The sequence below is a fragment of the Aquirufa aurantiipilula genome, assembly GCF_019923745.1.
Taxonomy (GTDB): Bacteria; Bacteroidota; Bacteroidia; order Cytophagales; family Spirosomataceae; genus Aquirufa; species Aquirufa aurantiipilula.
The window spans coordinates 93,259-111,822 of record NZ_JAANOG010000002.1 but is presented as its reverse complement, the minus strand read 5'-3'; the positions used below and the strand labels follow the sequence as shown (position 1 = coordinate 111,822).

The window sequence follows — 18,564 nt, the reverse complement described above, 5'->3', positions numbered from 1 at the left end:
ATGCCAAGGCTGGTGAGCATTGGCATATTGAATTTAAAGGATAAAAATTAATCTGAGTAATTTCTTTACTCCACTATAGCCTGATGGATCAGTTGACGCATTTTGGTATGATAATAAATGGTATGAGGATCCTTTTGGGTCAACATGATAGCAATTAACTTCTCTTTGGGGTTAATAAAAAAGTGCGTATTATTGGCCCCAGACCAAAAAAACAAGCCTTTATCTCCAAGTACTTGACTGCCCGTTACATTTTCTAAAACTGCAAATCCTAAACCAAAACCTTCTCCTTGACGATCAGGAATTCTTTTCTCATACATATCTCCAACGTGGTTGGAAATCATAAGCTCTAAGGTTTTTCTGCTTAGATATTGCTTCCCTTTCCATTTACCTTCATTCAAAAGCATTTGACAAAACTCCATATAATCTTTAGCAGTCGAAAACAGACTATGGGTTCCAAACCAGATAACATTTCCAGATGTTTTAGGTTGATTGGAAGTTAATATCAAAGAACCATCTGGAGAATTGCGATGAACTTTTACCACTCGTGCAGCCTGGGCATCGGTTAAATTATAGCCTGTATTGACCATGCCCAAAGGCTTAAATAACCTTTCTTGTAAAAAATCTGCCGTGCTCATTCCTGAGAATTTTTCGATTAATGCCGACAATACATCCGGACTAGCACTGTAATTCCATTGTTTACCGGGTTGACCAACCAATGGAATTTTTGTCGCCTTAATCACTAACTCTTGAATATTTTTAGGAAACGGCATGCCATAATATTTCATTCTAAAGTCGCGATCCAAAGCCGTTGTAGCTAATCCATGTGTCATACCTGAAGTATGACTCAAGATTTGAGCAATGGTAATTTGACTGGCTAAACTATCTGTTTCTCCATTGGCACCTTTATTCACATCTTTGGCCACTCGAAAATTTTTGAATTCAGGGATGTATTTAGAAACTGGGTCAGTTAGAAGGAAATGGCCTTCCTCATACAGCATCATGAAGGCAACCGTGATGATGGGCTTGGTCATGGATTGCATGTAAAAAAGATCATCTTGTTTCATCGGCACTTTGTCCACAGCATTGCTATATCCCATGGCGCGGTGTTCAATTACTTTACCGTCTTTCATAATGAAACTTACAGCACCTGGAATTTGATGATTATCTATCTCTTTTTGTAAAAATGCATCATATCGCTGCAAACGCTCCAAGGACATTCCGGCAACTAATTTTTCGGACGATTGGGCAAAATTGCGAGAGCTAAAGCTAATGGATAGTAATACGAGTAATAGAATTTTAATGGCTTTCATGTTGCTAAGGTACATTTGAAATTATTTGGACATGAAGCTAATAAATATTTGGTGGACTTTTGTTAAGTCCCATTCATCAATTTAAGCTAGCTAGACCATAAAAAATGAAATGAAATTGATACATTTATTACCTTAATTACTTCAAAGACAGAAAATCATGAAAAATTCTCGACTTCTCCTTGGGATTGCCTGCTTACTAATCTCCTTCGGCAATATAGCACAATCTACATCTTTATACCCTAACGATTATTTAAGTCCAGAATTTCACGCTAGCCGAAGAGCTGCTCTAAAAGAAAAAATTTCTGACAAGGGTATGGCGGTCATTTTTGCCTCTCAAGTTCGAGTACGTAATAATGATATTACCTACCAATATGCTCAAAGCAAAAACTTCTACTACCTAACTGGTTTAGATGAACCTAATGCCGTTTTATTCCTGTTCAAAAACCCAGTTACCCTTTTAGGAAAAACAGGAACTGAATTCATCTTCCTTCAAAATCGTGATCCCTTGAAAGAGCTTTGGACAGGAAAGATTTTGGGTGTAGATGGGTACAAGGAAAAAAGTAAAATGGACAATGTCTTTACTAATGATCAATTAAAAGCTTCTACCTTACCTATCTCTCAAATTGATTCTGTCTATTCTCTATATCGAAATGAAGGTATTTTTGGTAAATATGAAAGAAGAGAAGAAGCTTTAACTAAAATGGCTAATCTATTGGATAGTCTTGTAATTGCTCATAATAAACCTATTGCCCAAAGAAGTACCCTTGGAATATTTAGTAAATTAAGAGGTATCAAACTTCCAGAAGAAATTGCTTTAATCAAAAAAGCGGCTGAAATCAGTGCTTTAGGTCATAATGATGTGATGCGGGCCATTAAACCAGGTATGAAAGAGTTTCAGGCTCAGGCTATCATGGAGTATCATTTTAAAAATCAAGGTTCCGAATATACCGGATATCCTAGCATCAATGGAGCGGCTGGGAATGCCTGTGTACTTCATTACATTACCAACCAAAAAGAAATTCAATCTGGTGAATTATTGCTCAGTGACTGTGCGGCTGAGTACCATGGATATAGTGCTGATGTTACAAGAACCGTTCCTGCCAATGGTAAATTCAGTGAAGCTCAAAAACAGATTTATGAAATAGTACTACAGGCTCAAGATGCAGGTATCGCTGCTTGCAAAGCTGGTTTGCCCTTTTCTGGTGTGGATGCAGCCTCAAGAGCTGTGGTTAATGCGGGATTAATTAAACTGGGCATTGCTGCCAATGAAAAAGAGGCTAGGAAATATTTTCCTCATGGAACTTCTCATCATTTAGGATTGGACGTGCATGATATGGGTCCAAGAGTCTTAGAAGCGGGTGTAGTGCTGACCGTAGAACCTGGCATATATATTCCTGCGGGAAGTAATTGCGATAAAAAATGGTGGGATATTGGTGTAAGAATTGAAGATGATATTTTGGTCACTCAAGATACTCCGATCAACTTATCAGCAGGTTCACCAAGAACAGTAGCTGAAATAGAGAAATTGACCAAGGCGAAAAGCATATTTAAATAAGATAATATGGAAATTGTCAGCAAAATACTCATTGGCCTTGTGGCATTAGAGCACCTGTATATTTTATATTTAGAGATGTTTGCTTGGGAAACTTTGGGCAAAAAAACATTCAAGGGTGCTCTAGCTCCAGAATTATTTAAACCAACCAAAGGATTAGCAGCCAATCAAGGATTATACAATGGTTTTTTAGCAGCAGGATTGATCTGGTCATTCTGCATTTCCGACCCAATTTGGTCTAAAAACGTAGCTTTATTTTTCTTGAGCTGCGTGTCTGTAGCTGGCCTTTTTGGCGCGCTGTACAATAGAGCTATCTTTTTCAAACAAGCCTTACCAGCCTTGATAAGTTTGATTTGCGTGTATCTATTTCAGTAGCATTTTTCATCATTCAGCCAAGCGGAGTGATTCGTATGATTTCCATCAACATTTGATTGAAATGAATAATTTACATACATAATCCTGTAATTTGTTTAAAAATAGGCGAGTATGAAATATCTATTTCTATTCATTGCTCTTGTCGCTTGTCGGATTCTGAATGCACAAAGTGCCAGTGAAATCATAAAAAAAGCCAATGATAAAATGCGTGGGAAATCATCCCAAGCAGAAATGTTGTTCAAAACAACTAGGCCAACCTGGTCTAGAGAGATGTCAGTTAAAACTTGGTCTAAAGGCACGCAATTAGCCATGATATTGGTTCTTTCACCTGCCAAAGAAAAAGGTATCGTTTTTTTAAAACGTAAAAAAGAAGTTTGGAACTGGATGCCAGCTTTGGAGAGAAGTATCAAACTTCCACCCTCCATGATGACAAATAGTTGGATGGGGACCGATTTCACGAACGACGATTTAGTTAAAGAAGCTTCGGTGGTGGATGATTATCAGCATCGACTGCTAAAAGACACGACGATTGGAAGTAGACCTTGCTATAAAATTGAGCTCATCCCTAAAGCAAACACGGCTGTGGTTTGGGGAAAACTACATGTAACCATCGACAAAAATGATTATCTCGAATTATACACAGAGTTTTATGATGAAGAAGGTACATTAATCAATGTAATGAAAGCGGATGATATTAAAATGATGGATGGAAGATTAATTCCAACCCACCTCGAAATGATTCCTGCCAATAAGAAAAATCACAAAACCGAGATTTTTTACAAAAGCATACAGTTTAATCGAGAAATAGATGATAACTTCTTTTCCATTGAGAAAATGAAACAGTTCAATTAACATGTGGATTGTACAATTAGCCTGGAAAAACTTATGGCGTAATGCCAACCGCACCATGATTACTATGGCGGCAATATTTTTTGCTGTTCTATTGTCCATCTTAATGAGCAGCCTAAAAACGGGTATTTTTGACAACCTCATTAAAGATATGGTTGGCTATTATTCGGGCTATATCCAAGTACATCAAGCTGGATATTGGGAAGAACAATTATTGGATAATTGTTTTGAAGAAAACTCTGAAATTCAGCGTAAAATACGAAGTCATTCACAAGTAAGAGAAATTTCTCCTCGTTTAGAGTCCTTTGCCCTAGCCTCTACTGGTGAATTAAGCAAGGGTTGCTTAGTTCTGGGCATTAACCCAGTACAAGAACAAAGCATCACTCACTTATCAGAAAAAATAGTAAAAGGACGATATTTAAGTTCCAATGATCTAGGAATTCTGGTTTCAGAAGGATTATTAAAACGCTTAAAATCTTATGTCGGAGATACGCTCGTATTGTTTGGTCAAGGATACCATGGCTCTACTGCAGCAGGAAAATACCCCATTCAAGGAGTTATTCAATTAGGTTCGCCTGAATTAAACGACAAAACCATAGTCATGCCTTTGGCTTTGACTCAAGATCTATATAGTGCGACGAACATGATAACTTCCTATGTTTTATCGCTTCAAGACACGGATGATTTAATGGCTATTCAATCTTCGCTTGAGAAAAAATTAGGTAAGGCCTATGAAGTCATGACCTGGCAGGAAATGATGCCAGATATCAAACAGCATATTGAGACAGATTCTGCCAATATGAAATATGTACAAGCATTTCTTTATTTGTTAATTTCCTTTGGCATCTTCGGAACTCTCCTCATCATGATGGCAGAAAGGCGCTATGAATTAGGCATGTTGGTAGCTATAGGAATGAAAAAAAGCAAGTTATCGTTGCTTTTACTTTTCGAGTCTTTATTCACGGTCATTGTAGCTTGTATTTTAGGTATTTTGGCGAGTATACCAGTTGTCTATTATTTGCACAAATACCCCATTCGGATTTATGGTGAAGGGGCTAAAGCCTATGAAAGATTTGGATTTGAAGCAGTATTCCCTACTTCCACAGATTACCATCACTTTGTGAATCAAGGAATTGCAGTTCTATTGATTGGATTAATTTTATCAATGTATCCCGTAATAAAAATTATTCATTTGAACCCTGTAGATTCCATGAAAAAATGATGATCCTAATCATGGCTTGGCGAAATATTTGGCGTAACAAATCACGTAGCATGGTGATTATTTTATCCGTTGCTCTAGGTCTATTTGCCGGAATCATGGTGCAAGCATTATACAAAGGAATGATGCGTGATCGAATAAAATCGCTGATTTACACCGAAGTAGGACATATCCAAATCCATGAAAAAGAGTTCAAAAAAGACTTTGAACCAAGTTTATATCTTCAACATCTTCCTTCTCTAATACAACAAATAAAGAGAATTCCTCAGGTAAAGGCATTTGCCACACGAAGTATCGCCCAAGGCATGCTGGCTAGTACCACGGGGAGTTCGGGAATACAAATGAATGGTATTAACCCAGAACAGGAAAACGTTGTTTCCTCCTTAAAAAACAAACTAATAGCAGGAAGTAGTTTTCAAAGTCAGAAGAAAAACCAACTACTGATTGGCAAGAAATTAGCCAAAAAAATGAAACTAGACGTTGGCAATAAAATAGTACTTACTTGCAGTGATCAAGAGGGGAACATGGTTTCTAGTGCCTTTAAAATTGCAGGGATTTTCCAATCGACTAACTCCATGTGGGATGAAAGAAATGTCTTTATTCTACAATCAAATCTCAATGATATGTTAGGAATACCGGGCGAATCGCATGAAATAGTGCTTCTCCTTCACCAGGACGAATTAGCCACACCCACCCAACAAATTTTGCAAAAACAATTTAAAAATCTCGCAATAGAAACTTGGAAAGAATTATCTCCAGAAACAGATTTAATGGTTAGTGCCGTAGATATTACTTCCTATATCATCATGGGTATTATTCTATTTGCCTTGGCATTTGGCATCATCAATACCATGTTGATGGCCATTTTAGAACGTACTCGTGAAATTGGAATGATGATGGCTCTAGGTATGAATAAGGTCAAATTATTCTTTTTGGTATTGTTAGAAACGACATTTTTGACCATTGGAGGTGTACCAATTGGATACTCAAGCGCTTGGTTATTGAACACTTACCTACACAAATCTGGATTAAACTGGAAAAGCATGGGGGAAGAAATGATGCGAAGTTTTGGATTTAGTTCAACCATTTATCCTGAGTTTCCAACAGATAAAATTGCTGGAACTATTACATTCGTCTTGATAACAGCATTCATTTCCTGTCTTTACCCAGCTATAAAAGCCTTACAATTACAGCCTGTAGAAGCACTAAGAAAATAAACCTATGGATAATACGGTCATTGATGCACATAATATCTCCAAAATTTATAACAAGGATAATATCCCTGTTTATGCAGTAAATAACGTGCATTTACATGTAGAAAAGGGAGAGTTTACTGCATTAGTGGGACCATCAGGTTCCGGAAAAACCACCTTGCTAAATTTAATTGGTGGTTTAGACCTCCCCGATGAAGGGAATATCACCATTAATGGCAAAGACATTACTCAGATGAGTCCAAGTGAATTAATTGATTTCCGACTAAAAAATATAGGTTTTGTATTTCAATCCTTCAATTTAATACCAGTGCTTACTGCCAAAGAAAATGTGGAATTCATCATGCAGCTACAGGGTATTGAGCTTAAAAAAAGAGAACAGAGGATATATGCCTTGTTTGAGCAAATCGGATTATCTGATAAACTGGATAGTAGGCCATCGCAATTATCGGGTGGACAACAGCAACGAGTGGCTGTGGCGAGGGCTTTAGCTTCTAAACCTAAATTCATTTTAGCAGATGAACCAACCGCCAATTTAGATACGCAATCTGCCAACAACTTATTGGATATCATGTATAAATTGAACCAAGAGGAACATATGACTTTCCTGTTTTCTACGCATGATCAACGGGTGATTGACAGAGCCAAGCGAGTGATTACTTTGGTGGATGGGAGAATCGTTTCGGATACTGCCAAGCAAAATTTACCTGCATGAAATGGCTTTGCCTCTTTTCCTTTTCCTGTTTAAGTATATGTATTCCAGTTTGTGGCCAAGATAGCACCACCACATCTAGAAATTGGAGTATTGCTGGCTATGTCAAAGCATTACAAAATATTCAATTTGACCCGCTTAACCACTCCAATAACTCCAATCAATTGATTCATAATCGACTGCGATTTAAGTGGAAACCCAAGGAAAATCTCCAGTTTTCCATGGAATTACGAAATAGAATTTTTACGGGAAACAGCCTACATATTATTCCCAATTATGCCAGTCGATTGAGAAATACCAGTGAAAATCTTAACCTACAAGTGGCTTGGATTAATGAACCAGATGTCATTTTCCATACCAATGTAGAACGCTTTTATGTGGATTGGAAGGAAAAAAAATGGACATTTCGCTTAGGAAGACAGCGTATCAATTGGGGAATCAATACACTTTGGAACCCCAATGATTTATTCAATACCTATAATTTCTTGGATGTTGATTACGAAGAAAGACCTGGCTCAGATGCGATTAAAACACAATATACCATTTCAGATTTCTCTCATGTAGAAATGGTCTATAGTCGATCTTTGGATCGAAAAGACATATTCGCCATGAAGTATTTTCTCAACCATTGGAGCTATGATTTTCAATTTATTGCAGGATCGTATCGAGGATTAGGAACCTGGGGACTAGGCTGGGCTGGCAATATTAAAGACGCTGGCTTTAAAGGAGAAGCGCAATATTTTTCCGATGGACAAATCAATATTTCATCGGGTTTGGATTATATGTTTCCCAAGGGATGGTATTTAAATACTGGATTTTTATTCAATAGTGAAGGATTGAATGAAAAAGTCTTGATTTGGCCGCAAATCAACTTGAACTTCTCAGCTAAAAACTTAATGCCCGCCAAGTATAATTTCTTATTCATGTTCAGTAAAGAAATTAATCCGCTCCTAAGTATTTCTTTGAGTACCGTTTATTCACCAAGATTGAATTTAATCATTGCTATTCCGAGTATTCGTTACAGTCTAAGTTCTCAGATTGAGCTAGATATGATTGTCCAAAACTTTTTCCTTGACAATATACATATCAGTGATATGGGAATGCTGAGGGCCAGATGGAGTTTTTAATAAAAAAGGGGCTAAAAGCCCCTTTAATTTTATCTAAAGAATATCCTTTATTATTTGATACGTTTGGCTTTCGCTTCAAACATTCCACTTAAAATATCCCCTTTTAGATTATCATCATCCACTTTATTTAAAGTCATCGTGATATCCATTCCTTGAGCTTGGAAATAGACCTGAATCTGATTTTCCTTTTCTTCCACACTAGCATTCATATCTGGATTTTGTCCTTGAGGATCTTTCAATACCGCCGTCAATTTACCATCTACACGCTTAATTTCACTGATCATTTTTGCATCTCCATTAGGAGTTCCTACGATAACCAATTCCCACTTACCTGCAAAAAAATCAGGAGCAAAAGTTGATTTAGAAAAACTTTGAAAGCTTATAAGAAAAGCTAACATGGCAAATAACATACTTACTTTTTTCATGGGTTGGATTATTTAGTTGTAACAATTAATTAGAGTTCAATTTTGTTGTTTGGAAATTAAATTATCGGCATTTATCCTCATACTATTACTGATTACCAAGGAAATACACCTATTTTAAATTCATTTGGTGCCCAAATATAGAAACAATTTTTATATTGTCTATTTTTTAGACAATAATTTATTATTTTTGAGAATACCATGGAATAAACCTATGTCTGAAAGCTATAAAAGAATAAGTACCCAAGATTACATTGCTCAATTATCCATCGACTGTGTTATTTTCGGCTATCAAAACGGATTGTTAAAAGTCTTAGTCCCCAAATTGAACTTTCAAGGTAATTTCTGGGGATTACCCAGTGGATTCATCTACCAACATGAAGATGTAGATCAAGCGGCCCAACGCATATTAGAAGATAGAACTCAAATAAAAGATATCTATTTGGAGCAATTCCATGTTTTCGGCAATGCCCATAGAAACAATGCTGAATTCATGAGTTCCCTACTAGCACAAAACCCGCAGTTACAAGGCTCACAAGAAGAGTACGATTGGTTTGTCCGTCGATTTGTTTCCATAGGTTATTATGCATTGGTCGACATAAAAAAGGTAAAACCACAAACTACCTACATTGACGAAAAAATAGAATGGGTAGATATCAATCAGCTTCCCAATTTAATTTTAGATGGTAAGGCTATCATATCAAAAGCGCTTCTGGCACTACGCGCCAACTTTGATGATCATTTAGTAGGATATAATCTCCTACCAGAGACTTTCACCATGAAAGAACTTCAAAATTTATATGAAACCATTTTTGACAAACCTTATCGGAGAAATAATTTTCAAAAAATGATGCTGGATTTAAACATTCTCAAGCGTTTAGAAAAACAATTTACTGGCGCGGCCAACAAAGCCCCCTATTTGTATAAGTTCAAAGAGATGTAACGTATTCTAACATTTTCGCTGCTTACCGTGACTAGCATTTCCTTTAAATAAACATTCTGCTGTATTATTTCAAGTCCCAAGTCAACTAACCTTATTTATAGTAAGGATAGTTCTTTCTTTTCCAATCTCAATATTTGTATCAAATCAAGAATATGTTTTACAAAACATATACATTGTATAAATTTTATTCAATAAAGGGCCAAATGAAAAATCCACATCCAAGTAGAAGAAGTTTCTTAAGCCAATTGTCTTTGGTTTCATCTGGCAGTTTATTAGCTCCTGGACTTATAACTGATTTAAAGAAAACGCTATTCCTTTCTTCAGTCGAAGAATTCGTCCAGAGTGAAACCTCCTATGGTAAAATTAAAGGCTTCCGAACAGAAGGAGTGAATATCTTCAAAGGTATCCCCTATGCTGGTCGGATTTCAGGCGACAGACGTTTCCGCAGACCTGCTCCATTAGAACCATGGACGGGCGTTAAAGACACTTTGACCTTGGGGGCACCAGCCATTCAAGCACCACGTAGAAATGAACCGGCACCTTCAGAAGATTGTCTATTTTTAAATGTATGGACTCCGGCCAACGATAATAAGAAAAGACCTGTTATGTTTTATAATCATGGGGGAGGTTTTGTGATTGGTTCAGGTGGTTCTGCGAGTCAGGATGGGGCTAATTTAGCCCGTAATTTTGATGTAGTGGTGGTTGAAACCAACCACCGATTGGGCTTGATGGGCTTTTTGTATTTGGATCAATTAGCTGGAGCTGAATATGAGGGTTCAGGAAATAATGGCATGTTGGATATCGTGGATGGCTTGAAATGGGTTCATGATAACATTGACCAGTTTGGAGGAGATCCCAACAATGTGATGATATGGGGTGAATCTGGTGGAGGAGCTAAAACATCATGTTTATATGCCATGCCATCGGCTGCTCCTTATTTCAACAAAGCATCCATAGAAAGTGGTCCAGGGGTCAGGATGATGGACAAAGAAACGGCCCATGAAAATACCTTGCAATTATTGAAAGAGTTCAATATTGCTACTCAAGATTGGAAGAAGTTATTGGACATTCCTGCGGCCGACTTGCTAGCCATGCAGGCTAAACTTCCATTTGTTCCTCCCTTCCAGGAAAAGAACAATGCTAGCGCTGCCGGTTTGATGCGTCGCAATGCGGGAGGTTTTGGCCCAGTGGTAGATGGAAAAGCATTACCATACCATCCATTTGACCCAACGGCACCAGCCATTTCTAAGAATAAACCCTTATTGGTAGGTTGGAATGAAGATGAGTACACGTTCTTTGCTTGGGAAAGAAAAGATACAGAATCCTTTAAAATGGATTTTGAAGCCTTGGCTAAAAAGCTAGAACCCCAATATAAAAAGGATACAGCCAAGCTGATAGACACCTACCGCAAAGCGAATCCATCTGCTACGGCACCGGATATTTTTGTATCTATTTCATCCATCACTATGATGGGTTTGGGTTCGGTGGAAATTGCTGAAAAGAAAGTGAAGCAAAACGGAGCGCCAGTGTATTTATACAATTTTGGCTATAAATCAGAAGTTAAAATTCCGGGAACGGAATATGCCATGGGAACACCTCATGCTATGGATATTTCGTTTAAGTTCAACAATGAAAGCGCCAATAAGGCTAGTTTCTTTGGTGGTAATCGACCAGAGAAGGCACAAGCATCGCACAATTTTGCTGAATTATGGACCAATTTTGCTAAGACAGGAAAGCCCTTCGCAAAAGATGCTCCTGAGTGGAAAGCCTATAATTTAAAGGACCGACCAACCATGCGCATTGATACCAAATTGGAAGTGATCAATGACCGATTCAAACAAGAATTAAGTATTTGGAGAGAGTTAGGGAAATTATCCTAAGTATAAAACAAAGAATAACCAATATTCCATTTAGATTAAAATAGGCTTATTGATTAAAAGGCTCCAGGATTCTGAGGCTTTTTTTGTATAAAATAGTGGGGCCCTAAACCTTCCAAAGGTTGATTTTTGAAAGCCGATTAGCTATAAACCTAAAACAAAAAAGCTTCAGATTTCTCTGAAGCTTTCTCTAAGTTGGCGGTCCGGACGGTGGAAATATATCGAATCTGACTGAACGCAAATCGAATAAAATCGTCGAAATATAATAGTATAGGTATTATATTGGTTAATCTAACTGAATCGGAATTGTATCAAATTAGATGGTCCTGCTTCGGTTTTAGCACCACTTGGTTTCTTAATTTAATTGTCATTTAACGAAATTGAATTCATTAAGTACAATAATTTGGGGCTCTATTTATTCAACGAATGACTTTTTCAAATAAATATCCAATCTCGTAAAAACTATAATTGACTTGAACCTTTACAAGTTGGGAGGCATCAAAACTTAAAAAAGTGAAAGTTGTTGTTCTTTCAAAGGATAAAATACTCCAATAATCACAAATGGATTGTGCCCCCTTCTTTTATGCCACTCTTTAGTTGTTCCAACAAAAAAATATATATCATTCTTGGTATTGAACTTATCAAAATATTTATTCTTTACCATTTCTATTGCATTTTTTTCTTTTTCGATAGAATTGTTACCCTTGGCTCTCCTTAAACAATTCCAATATAATTCGCCAATTTCCCAATCTTCAATCATTAAACGCCTTTCTTTACCGGTAATATCTTTAAATCTATAAAAAAATTTATACGGGACTTTTCTAATTATTTGTTGTGGATCAATATCACCACCTGCAAATAAATCAGTTTGCTTTCTTAATTCAACCCATTCGTCCTTCCACTCAGGATTATCCTTTTCCCATTCGAATTTGACAATATTGGTTGGTTTAAACGTAGCTAATGACAAGTTAGTTGGTGATTTTGACTTTTGAATAAGTAGATTAAAGTCTGTGTATACATTTTTCAAACAATACTCTTTTCTCCTTAGCCAGTTATTTTTAGTATCTAATCTTGGTTCAATTATTGAAATATCACGAAAATCATAATTCACAGGAGAATGACTTTCAGGTCTAAAATCGTCAGCTCTTTTGATAACATCTAATTCTACCCAAGTGTATTTTACATTTTTCACCGCCCCACTTTGTTTCAAGTCGAATAAAAAACTCAGAGGAATTGGATAAATTCTTATCCATGACCCATCTTCAAGTACACCAGCGGTACAAACCAATTCGTCATAACTTCTCGAAGGTAATGGATAAGTTGTAACTGTTATAAGAACTTTGACACGACGCATCTAAATGTGCTTAAGTTTATAATTCCAATTTGGCAATGAAATGACAGCTTCAGCAAGGTGTTTTCGATGACACTGACAAATATTGGCCTCAAAACAAGTCAATGCAACTCTTTTTTTTGTCATAACCAATTCTAATATTTTTTCTTGTGAATTCTTGGTTTGACTAAGTGTCTCTTTTATGTATTTAGAAAAAAGCTTATCATAATCTTCTTGTGTGTTGAGTTCTTGTCTTTGATTTGAAACAATACCGACTTCAGGAAAGTGTATATATTCAATTCCTACACTGTTAGTTGCATTTAATAATTGACTCTTAGTAAACCCATATTTCATACTTTGTGGGTTATTCCTAACATCAACAAGGACTTTTACATCTTCTTTAATTAATTTATTTAAGTATTCTTCCAAAGAAACTCCTTCATATCCAATTGTAAATAAAATAGTTTCATTACTAAATGGTACATGATTATTTACAGCCTCTAACTCTAAGTCCGTCAAATATCTATTTGCAATTTCACTGTGAATCGCATAATATGGATACTTTTGATAAGTAAACTTTATTAAATCCGAATAACTCTTATTTCTATGTTGTAAAAAAATTGAATTGATAATCTTTTTATCTTCAATTTTTAAAGTAGAAACATAATCTTGAGGATCAATTTTTTTCACTCCATTATTACCTATTTTGAGTTGTCCATATTTTTGCATTGTAGAAATGTCGGCTGCAGCTTGAAAAGAATAGCATCCATATCGGTATGGTACAAAGTGAAAATCTTGTTTTAGTTGTTGTTGAGTGAAAAGTAATAACAGCTTTTGAAATTTAGTTTTTCCTAATTCTCCTTCAAAAGTTTGTAACAAAGACAATATGATTCTTCTTCTATAAAACATAATTCAAAGTTATAAAACTTCCTTTATTATTGATTAAAATTTTGCTCTGTGTAAACTTCCCGTAATTTAAAGGAAGTGATTTTGTTCGTCATTTAAAGTCACACAAAGTATTTAAATGATGGAATTTGTTAGATTTACTAACCTATTTAATATCAATATATGTGTGACCTAAATGGCCCTTTCAAGCTATGTACATGTGGTGAATCTGAAGTTGACTGGACAAAACCGCATTGGGTCCTACATCGATTCATAGAAAATAAAACTGAGTTACATGTATTGGGAGAATTTAGTAATCCAAACCTATATGACCGGTACATCATCAAAAAGATTAAAAAGAGACTGAATACATATAATGTCTTTGATTTTGAATACACTCCCAATGAAGGTGATTATTTAGAACTATTCTGTAAAATTTACTCCGATGAGTATTCAGATGAAAACGAACCTGATTTCAGATTAGAATACATCAAAGGAAAATGGGTTGTCTTCGAAGAACATGAAATCAGCCGGTACAGGCACAAATCCAAATCAAACGGAAATATTGAAGGACCAATCACGGAATTAACTATTGCCTACAAGAATTTCATGGAAAATTTAAGTGAGGAACTTATCAATGATTTTTTGGAACATACAAATTTCGGAAAAACACCAAAGGTCTCAATAACACAAAGTAACCTATTACGAATGTTACAGAGTAATGATTATAGCGTGTACAAATGTTATAAAGGTGAGGTTGAGAATCCATTTAAAACAGATAAAAATGAATTAAGGTATAAGTTTTGGTGGATTGAGTCAGTTTTTGAAAAGGAATTTTATCAGAAGTACTCTAAATCTAAATGGGAAGAATTCTTTCAATATGGGCTATATTCGAAATCATTCAGGAACCTATTGGATAACCAAAACTTATTACAAACCAATAATCAAACCAAGGAACAGCTCTTAGAATTATTTTTGAAGCAATCTAACGAACATTATGGATTCAAGATAGTATCATACCATTCGTTAAATAGTATTGATTTTATCAATGATTTTGAAGTTTATTCACCATTCGACACCAATTCTATCCAACACAGCAATTCTGATTATAGTATGTATGGTTATTTCAAAGGAGAATCAGAGAACCCATTCGGTGTTTCTTCTGAAGGTATAAAGAACATGTTTTGGAAGTACGAATACATTTTTGAATCAAAATATCAAGCTGGTCATTTCACACCTCAAAATTTCCAAAAATCAGGAAATGAAAATAGAGATAATGAATGGATACATTTATTAAACAATAATCCTCAGAACAAAGAAGAAATTTTTAAACTGTGGTGCTTCGAGTTACTGTATGAGTACCTACCAGTTAGAGGTGACCTGACTGGTTCACAGTACTCAGATTTGTATTTTGAAAAGACCCAAGTCCATTAAATTTATACATTCGTATTTGGAGACTATAAAATGTAGTAATTGTTTAAATATGAATTTTATTTAGTTATTTAAGTCAAACGAATAATGGAGAAATTATCAAAAGGAATAACAGGGATTGCAGGAGAATATTTTGTGGCAGCAGAGCTGTCCCTAAGAGGTTATATGGCATCTATTACTTTAAGGAATAATGATAGTATTGATATCCATGCATCCAAACTTGATGACAATGATAAAATTTTTGCAATACAAGTCAAAACAGCACAGGTAAATAACAGAAAGTGGATTCTCAATAAAAAAGTTGAAAATAAGTTTTCAAAATCGATGTTTTACATTTTTGTTGGGCTTAAAGGTTTAAACCAAAGACCTGATTATTATATAGTTCCAAGTATTGATCTTGCAAAAATGGTTAAGAAGACTCATCATGACTGGTTAATTACACCGGGTAAAAATGGTGAAAAACACATTGATTCTGACGTTCGCAATTTTAAAGATTTCAATGGGGATTATCTTGAACGATGGGATTTACTAAAATGAAACTTACAAGTAGAATACTTTTAATATAATTTTTTATGACATTAAGTTGGAATGAGATTAAAGATAGGGCCTTGAATTTTTCCAAAGAATGGGCAGGTACTTCAAATGAAGAGGCTGATGCAAAACCTTTTTTAGTTGAATTTTTCAATGTTTTTGGTATCAGTAGTAAAAGGGTTTCAACATTTGAGCATAGGGTAAAAAAATTAGATGAAAAAGATGGTTACATCGATTTACTTTGGAAAGGTACAATATTAATAGAAATGAAGAGTCTTGGTAAAAACCTTACCAAAGCTTATCAACAGGCAATTGATTACACACACGGACTCAAGCAACATGAATTACCTAAATACATTCTTGTTTCGGACTTTGAGAATTTTAGACTTTACGACCTTGAGGAGGATAAAACGATAGAATTTAAACTGAACGAACTTGTAAATAATGTTCAGCATTTTGGGTATCTATTAGGTTACCAAAAGAAGGTTTATAAGGAACAAGACCCTGCTAATATAAAAGCAGCGGAATTAATGGGTAAACTTCACGACAGTATAGAAGAAATCGGCTACACAGGCCATCATTTGGAGGTCTATTTAGTACGTATACTATTTTTATTGTTTGCTGAGGATACTACGATTTTCAATAAACAGCAATTTCAGGATTATATAGAACAAAGAACCTCGGAAGATGGTAGCGACCTCGCTGCCAAATTACAAGAATTATTTCAGGTATTAAATACACCCAAAGAAAATCGATTTAAAAACCTTGATGAGCAATTATCAGAGTTCCCTTATGTAAATGGAAAACTATTTGAGGAGATCTTACCCACAGCAAGTTTTGATGCAAAAATGCGCCAAGCATTACTAAACTGCTGTTATATAGATTGGAGTAAGATCTCTCCTGCCATATTTGGATCAATGTTTCAGAGTGTAATGAATCCTCAGGAACGCAGAAACTTAGGTGCTCATTACACAAGTGAAACCAACATCCTAAAATTGATCAAACCACTTTTTTTAGATGACCTTTGGAAAGAATTTGAGAGTATCAAAGACAATAAAAACAAACTTCCCGAATTTCATAGGAAATTAAGTACTCTAAAATTTCTCGATCCCGCTTGTGGCTGTGGAAACTTCCTTGTAATTACTTACCGTGAATTACGATTATTAGAATTAGAAATTTTAAGAGTCATTTATAAAGGTGGGCAACAGGTATTGGATGTAAGCAGCATTATGTTGCTTGATGTGGATATGATGTATGGAATTGAATACGAAGAATTCCCTGCTCGAATTGCAGAAGTTGCTATGTGGTTGATTGATCACCAAATGAATATGCTAATTAGTAATGAATTTGGACAATACTTCGTCCGCTTACCTTTAAAGAAGTCTGCAAAAATTGTTCACGGTAACGCATTACAAATAGACTGGGAGAATTTAGTTTCAAAAAATGAACTCTCTTACATTCTTGGAAATCCTCCATTTATAGGAAAATCTAATCAAAACGAAAATCAGAAAAAAGATTTAGAAAAAATATTTGTAGGGGTTAAGGGAGCGGGAATTATGGATTATGTTGCGGGTTGGTATTTAAAAGCTGCACAACTAATTCAAAACACGAAAACCAAAGTGGCGTTTGTATCTACTAATTCAATTACACAGGGAGAACAAGTAGGAATCTTATGGAATTTACTCTTTAATCATTATAAAATTAAAATACATTTTGCTCATCGAACTTTTAATTGGAGTAATGAAGCAAAAGCAAATGCAGCGGTACATGTTGTCATAATTGGGTTTGCAAATTACGACACAACAAATAAAAGCATTTTTGAATACGAAGATATTAAAGGTGAAGCACATGAAATTAAAGTGAAAAATATTAATCCTTACTTGGTTGAAGGAAAGGATTTTGCCGTTCTTTCAAGGACTAAACCCATTTGTAATGTACCCGAAATGCTTTACGGTAATAAAATAGTAGATGGAGGTTTTTATTTATTTACAGAGACAGAAAAATTGGAATTTCTTAAAAAAGAACCAAATGCTGAGAAATTTTTTAAACCTATATTATCTGGAGACGAGTTTATTAATGGAAGAAATCGTTGGGTATTGTATTTAGCAAATGCAGAACCCCAAGAAATCAGAAATTTACCTTTAGTAAAGGAAAGAGTGGAGAGTGTTGTTAGATACAGAGAAGCGAGTACTAAAATTCAAACTCGACAAACTTCTTTAACGCCACAGTTATTTGCAGAACCACGTCAACCAGACTCAGATTTTCTTCTTTTCCCAAGAACATCATCCGAAAACAGAAGGTATTTACCATTGGGTTTTTTTACAAATGACTATATAGTAAATGATAGCTGTATTGCTTTACCTAATGCATCAATTTATCATTTTGGAATGTTGTCATCTACTATGCATATGTCTTGGGTTCGTTATTTGTGTGGTAGACTTAAAAGTGATTACAGATATTCAAATTCAATAGTTTATAATAATTTCCCTTGGCCTGAATTTCCAAATGAAAAGCACATCCAAGCAATAAAAATAGCAGCACAAAGAGTTTTAGAAACAAGATCTCAATATCCAAAGAGTTCTTTAGCTGATTTATATGATCCTATGACAATGCCTCCTGCCTTGGTTAAAGCTCATAATGAGTTAGATAAAGCAGTTGACTTGGCATATAGACCACAACCGTTTACCAATGAGGCTAAACGAATGGAATTTTTGTTTGAACTATATGAAAAATATACGGCAGATCTATTTACTCAACCTAAGGGAAAGAAAAAGAAAACTAATTAATCAA

The 18,564-nt window shown here is 35.3% G+C and carries 16 protein-coding genes; 12 read left to right on the top strand and 4 right to left on the bottom strand.

Features of this window, described 5'->3' with window-relative positions; translation table 11 throughout:
* Positions 1-65 precede the first annotated feature (65 nt).
* Entirely contained in the window at positions 66-1,310 is a 1,245-nt protein-coding gene (locus G9H60_RS02455) for a serine hydrolase domain-containing protein (protein ID WP_223142531.1), read from the bottom strand.
* Between the two features lie 157 nt (positions 1,311-1,467).
* On the opposite strand from G9H60_RS02455, the gene G9H60_RS02450 reads away from it, so the two are divergent.
* The 7 genes from G9H60_RS02450 (at position 1,468) to G9H60_RS02420 (ending at position 8,355) form a co-directional block, all read left to right on the top strand.
* Positions 1,468-2,865: an aminopeptidase P family protein gene (locus tag G9H60_RS02450; protein ID WP_223142530.1), complete on the top strand. Its 1,398-nt coding sequence runs from the start codon at positions 1,468-1,470 to the stop codon at positions 2,863-2,865.
* 6 nt (positions 2,866-2,871) lie between these two features.
* Positions 2,872-3,237 (top strand): DUF1304 domain-containing protein, encoded by a 366-nt coding sequence (locus G9H60_RS02445; RefSeq protein ID WP_223142529.1) that lies wholly within the window; start codon positions 2,872-2,874, stop codon positions 3,235-3,237.
* Positions 3,238-3,348: 111 nt separating this feature from the next.
* Entirely contained in the window at positions 3,349-4,089 is a 741-nt protein-coding gene (locus G9H60_RS02440; protein WP_223142528.1) for an outer membrane lipoprotein-sorting protein, read from the top strand.
* 1 nt (position 4,090) lies between these two features.
* Positions 4,091-5,308, top strand: a complete 1,218-nt coding sequence (locus G9H60_RS02435; RefSeq protein WP_223142527.1) for an ABC transporter permease — start codon at positions 4,091-4,093, stop codon at positions 5,306-5,308.
* Positions 5,309-5,319: 11 nt separating this feature from the next.
* A complete protein-coding gene (locus G9H60_RS02430; protein ID WP_262899920.1) occupies positions 5,320-6,522 on the top strand; it encodes an ABC transporter permease in 1,203 nt (400 codons plus the stop codon).
* A 4-nt stretch (positions 6,523-6,526) separates the two neighbouring features.
* On the top strand, positions 6,527-7,231 hold the full coding sequence (locus tag G9H60_RS02425) for an ABC transporter ATP-binding protein (protein WP_223142525.1): 705 nt from the start codon (positions 6,527-6,529) through the stop codon (positions 7,229-7,231).
* Entirely contained in the window at positions 7,228-8,355 is a 1,128-nt protein-coding gene (locus G9H60_RS02420) for a hypothetical protein (protein WP_223142524.1), read from the top strand. Before G9H60_RS02425 ends, G9H60_RS02420 begins: the two co-directional genes overlap by 4 nt.
* A gap of 50 nt (positions 8,356-8,405) precedes the next feature.
* Here G9H60_RS02420 and G9H60_RS02415 read toward each other — a convergent pair whose 3' ends face one another.
* A complete protein-coding gene (locus G9H60_RS02415; RefSeq protein ID WP_223142523.1) occupies positions 8,406-8,780 on the bottom strand; it encodes a hypothetical protein in 375 nt (124 codons plus the stop codon).
* Positions 8,781-8,991: 211 nt separating this feature from the next.
* Between G9H60_RS02415 and G9H60_RS02410 the strand changes: the two genes are divergently transcribed.
* Both G9H60_RS02410 and G9H60_RS02405 read left to right on the top strand, forming a co-directional pair.
* Entirely contained in the window at positions 8,992-9,720 is a 729-nt protein-coding gene (locus tag G9H60_RS02410; RefSeq protein WP_223142522.1) for an NUDIX hydrolase, read from the top strand.
* Between the two features lie 203 nt (positions 9,721-9,923).
* Complete coding sequence (locus G9H60_RS02405; RefSeq protein WP_223142521.1) at positions 9,924-11,600, top strand: carboxylesterase/lipase family protein; 1,677 nt, start codon at positions 9,924-9,926, stop codon at positions 11,598-11,600.
* Between the two features lie 502 nt (positions 11,601-12,102).
* On the opposite strand, the gene G9H60_RS02400 is transcribed toward G9H60_RS02405, so the two are convergent.
* Together G9H60_RS02400 and G9H60_RS02395 are read right to left on the bottom strand one after the other, a co-directional pair.
* Positions 12,103-12,951, bottom strand: coding sequence for a hypothetical protein (locus G9H60_RS02400; RefSeq protein WP_223142520.1), 849 nt, complete (start codon positions 12,949-12,951; stop codon positions 12,103-12,105).
* Positions 12,952-13,836, bottom strand: a complete 885-nt coding sequence (locus G9H60_RS02395) for a DUF488 domain-containing protein (protein ID WP_223142519.1) — start codon at positions 13,834-13,836, stop codon at positions 12,952-12,954.
* Between the two features lie 159 nt (positions 13,837-13,995).
* Here G9H60_RS02395 and G9H60_RS02390 point away from each other — a divergent pair, with 159 nt between their 5' ends.
* The 3 genes from G9H60_RS02390 (at position 13,996) to G9H60_RS02380 (ending at position 18,560) form a co-directional block, all read left to right on the top strand.
* On the top strand, positions 13,996-15,246 hold the full coding sequence (locus G9H60_RS02390) for a hypothetical protein (protein WP_223142518.1): 1,251 nt from the start codon (positions 13,996-13,998) through the stop codon (positions 15,244-15,246).
* Positions 15,247-15,330: 84 nt separating this feature from the next.
* Positions 15,331-15,780 (top strand): hypothetical protein, encoded by a 450-nt coding sequence (locus G9H60_RS02385; protein ID WP_223142517.1) that lies wholly within the window; start codon positions 15,331-15,333, stop codon positions 15,778-15,780.
* 35 nt (positions 15,781-15,815) lie between these two features.
* A complete protein-coding gene (locus G9H60_RS02380) occupies positions 15,816-18,560 on the top strand; it encodes a class I SAM-dependent DNA methyltransferase (protein WP_223142516.1) in 2,745 nt (914 codons plus the stop codon).
* The last annotated feature ends 4 nt before the right edge of the window (positions 18,561-18,564 follow it).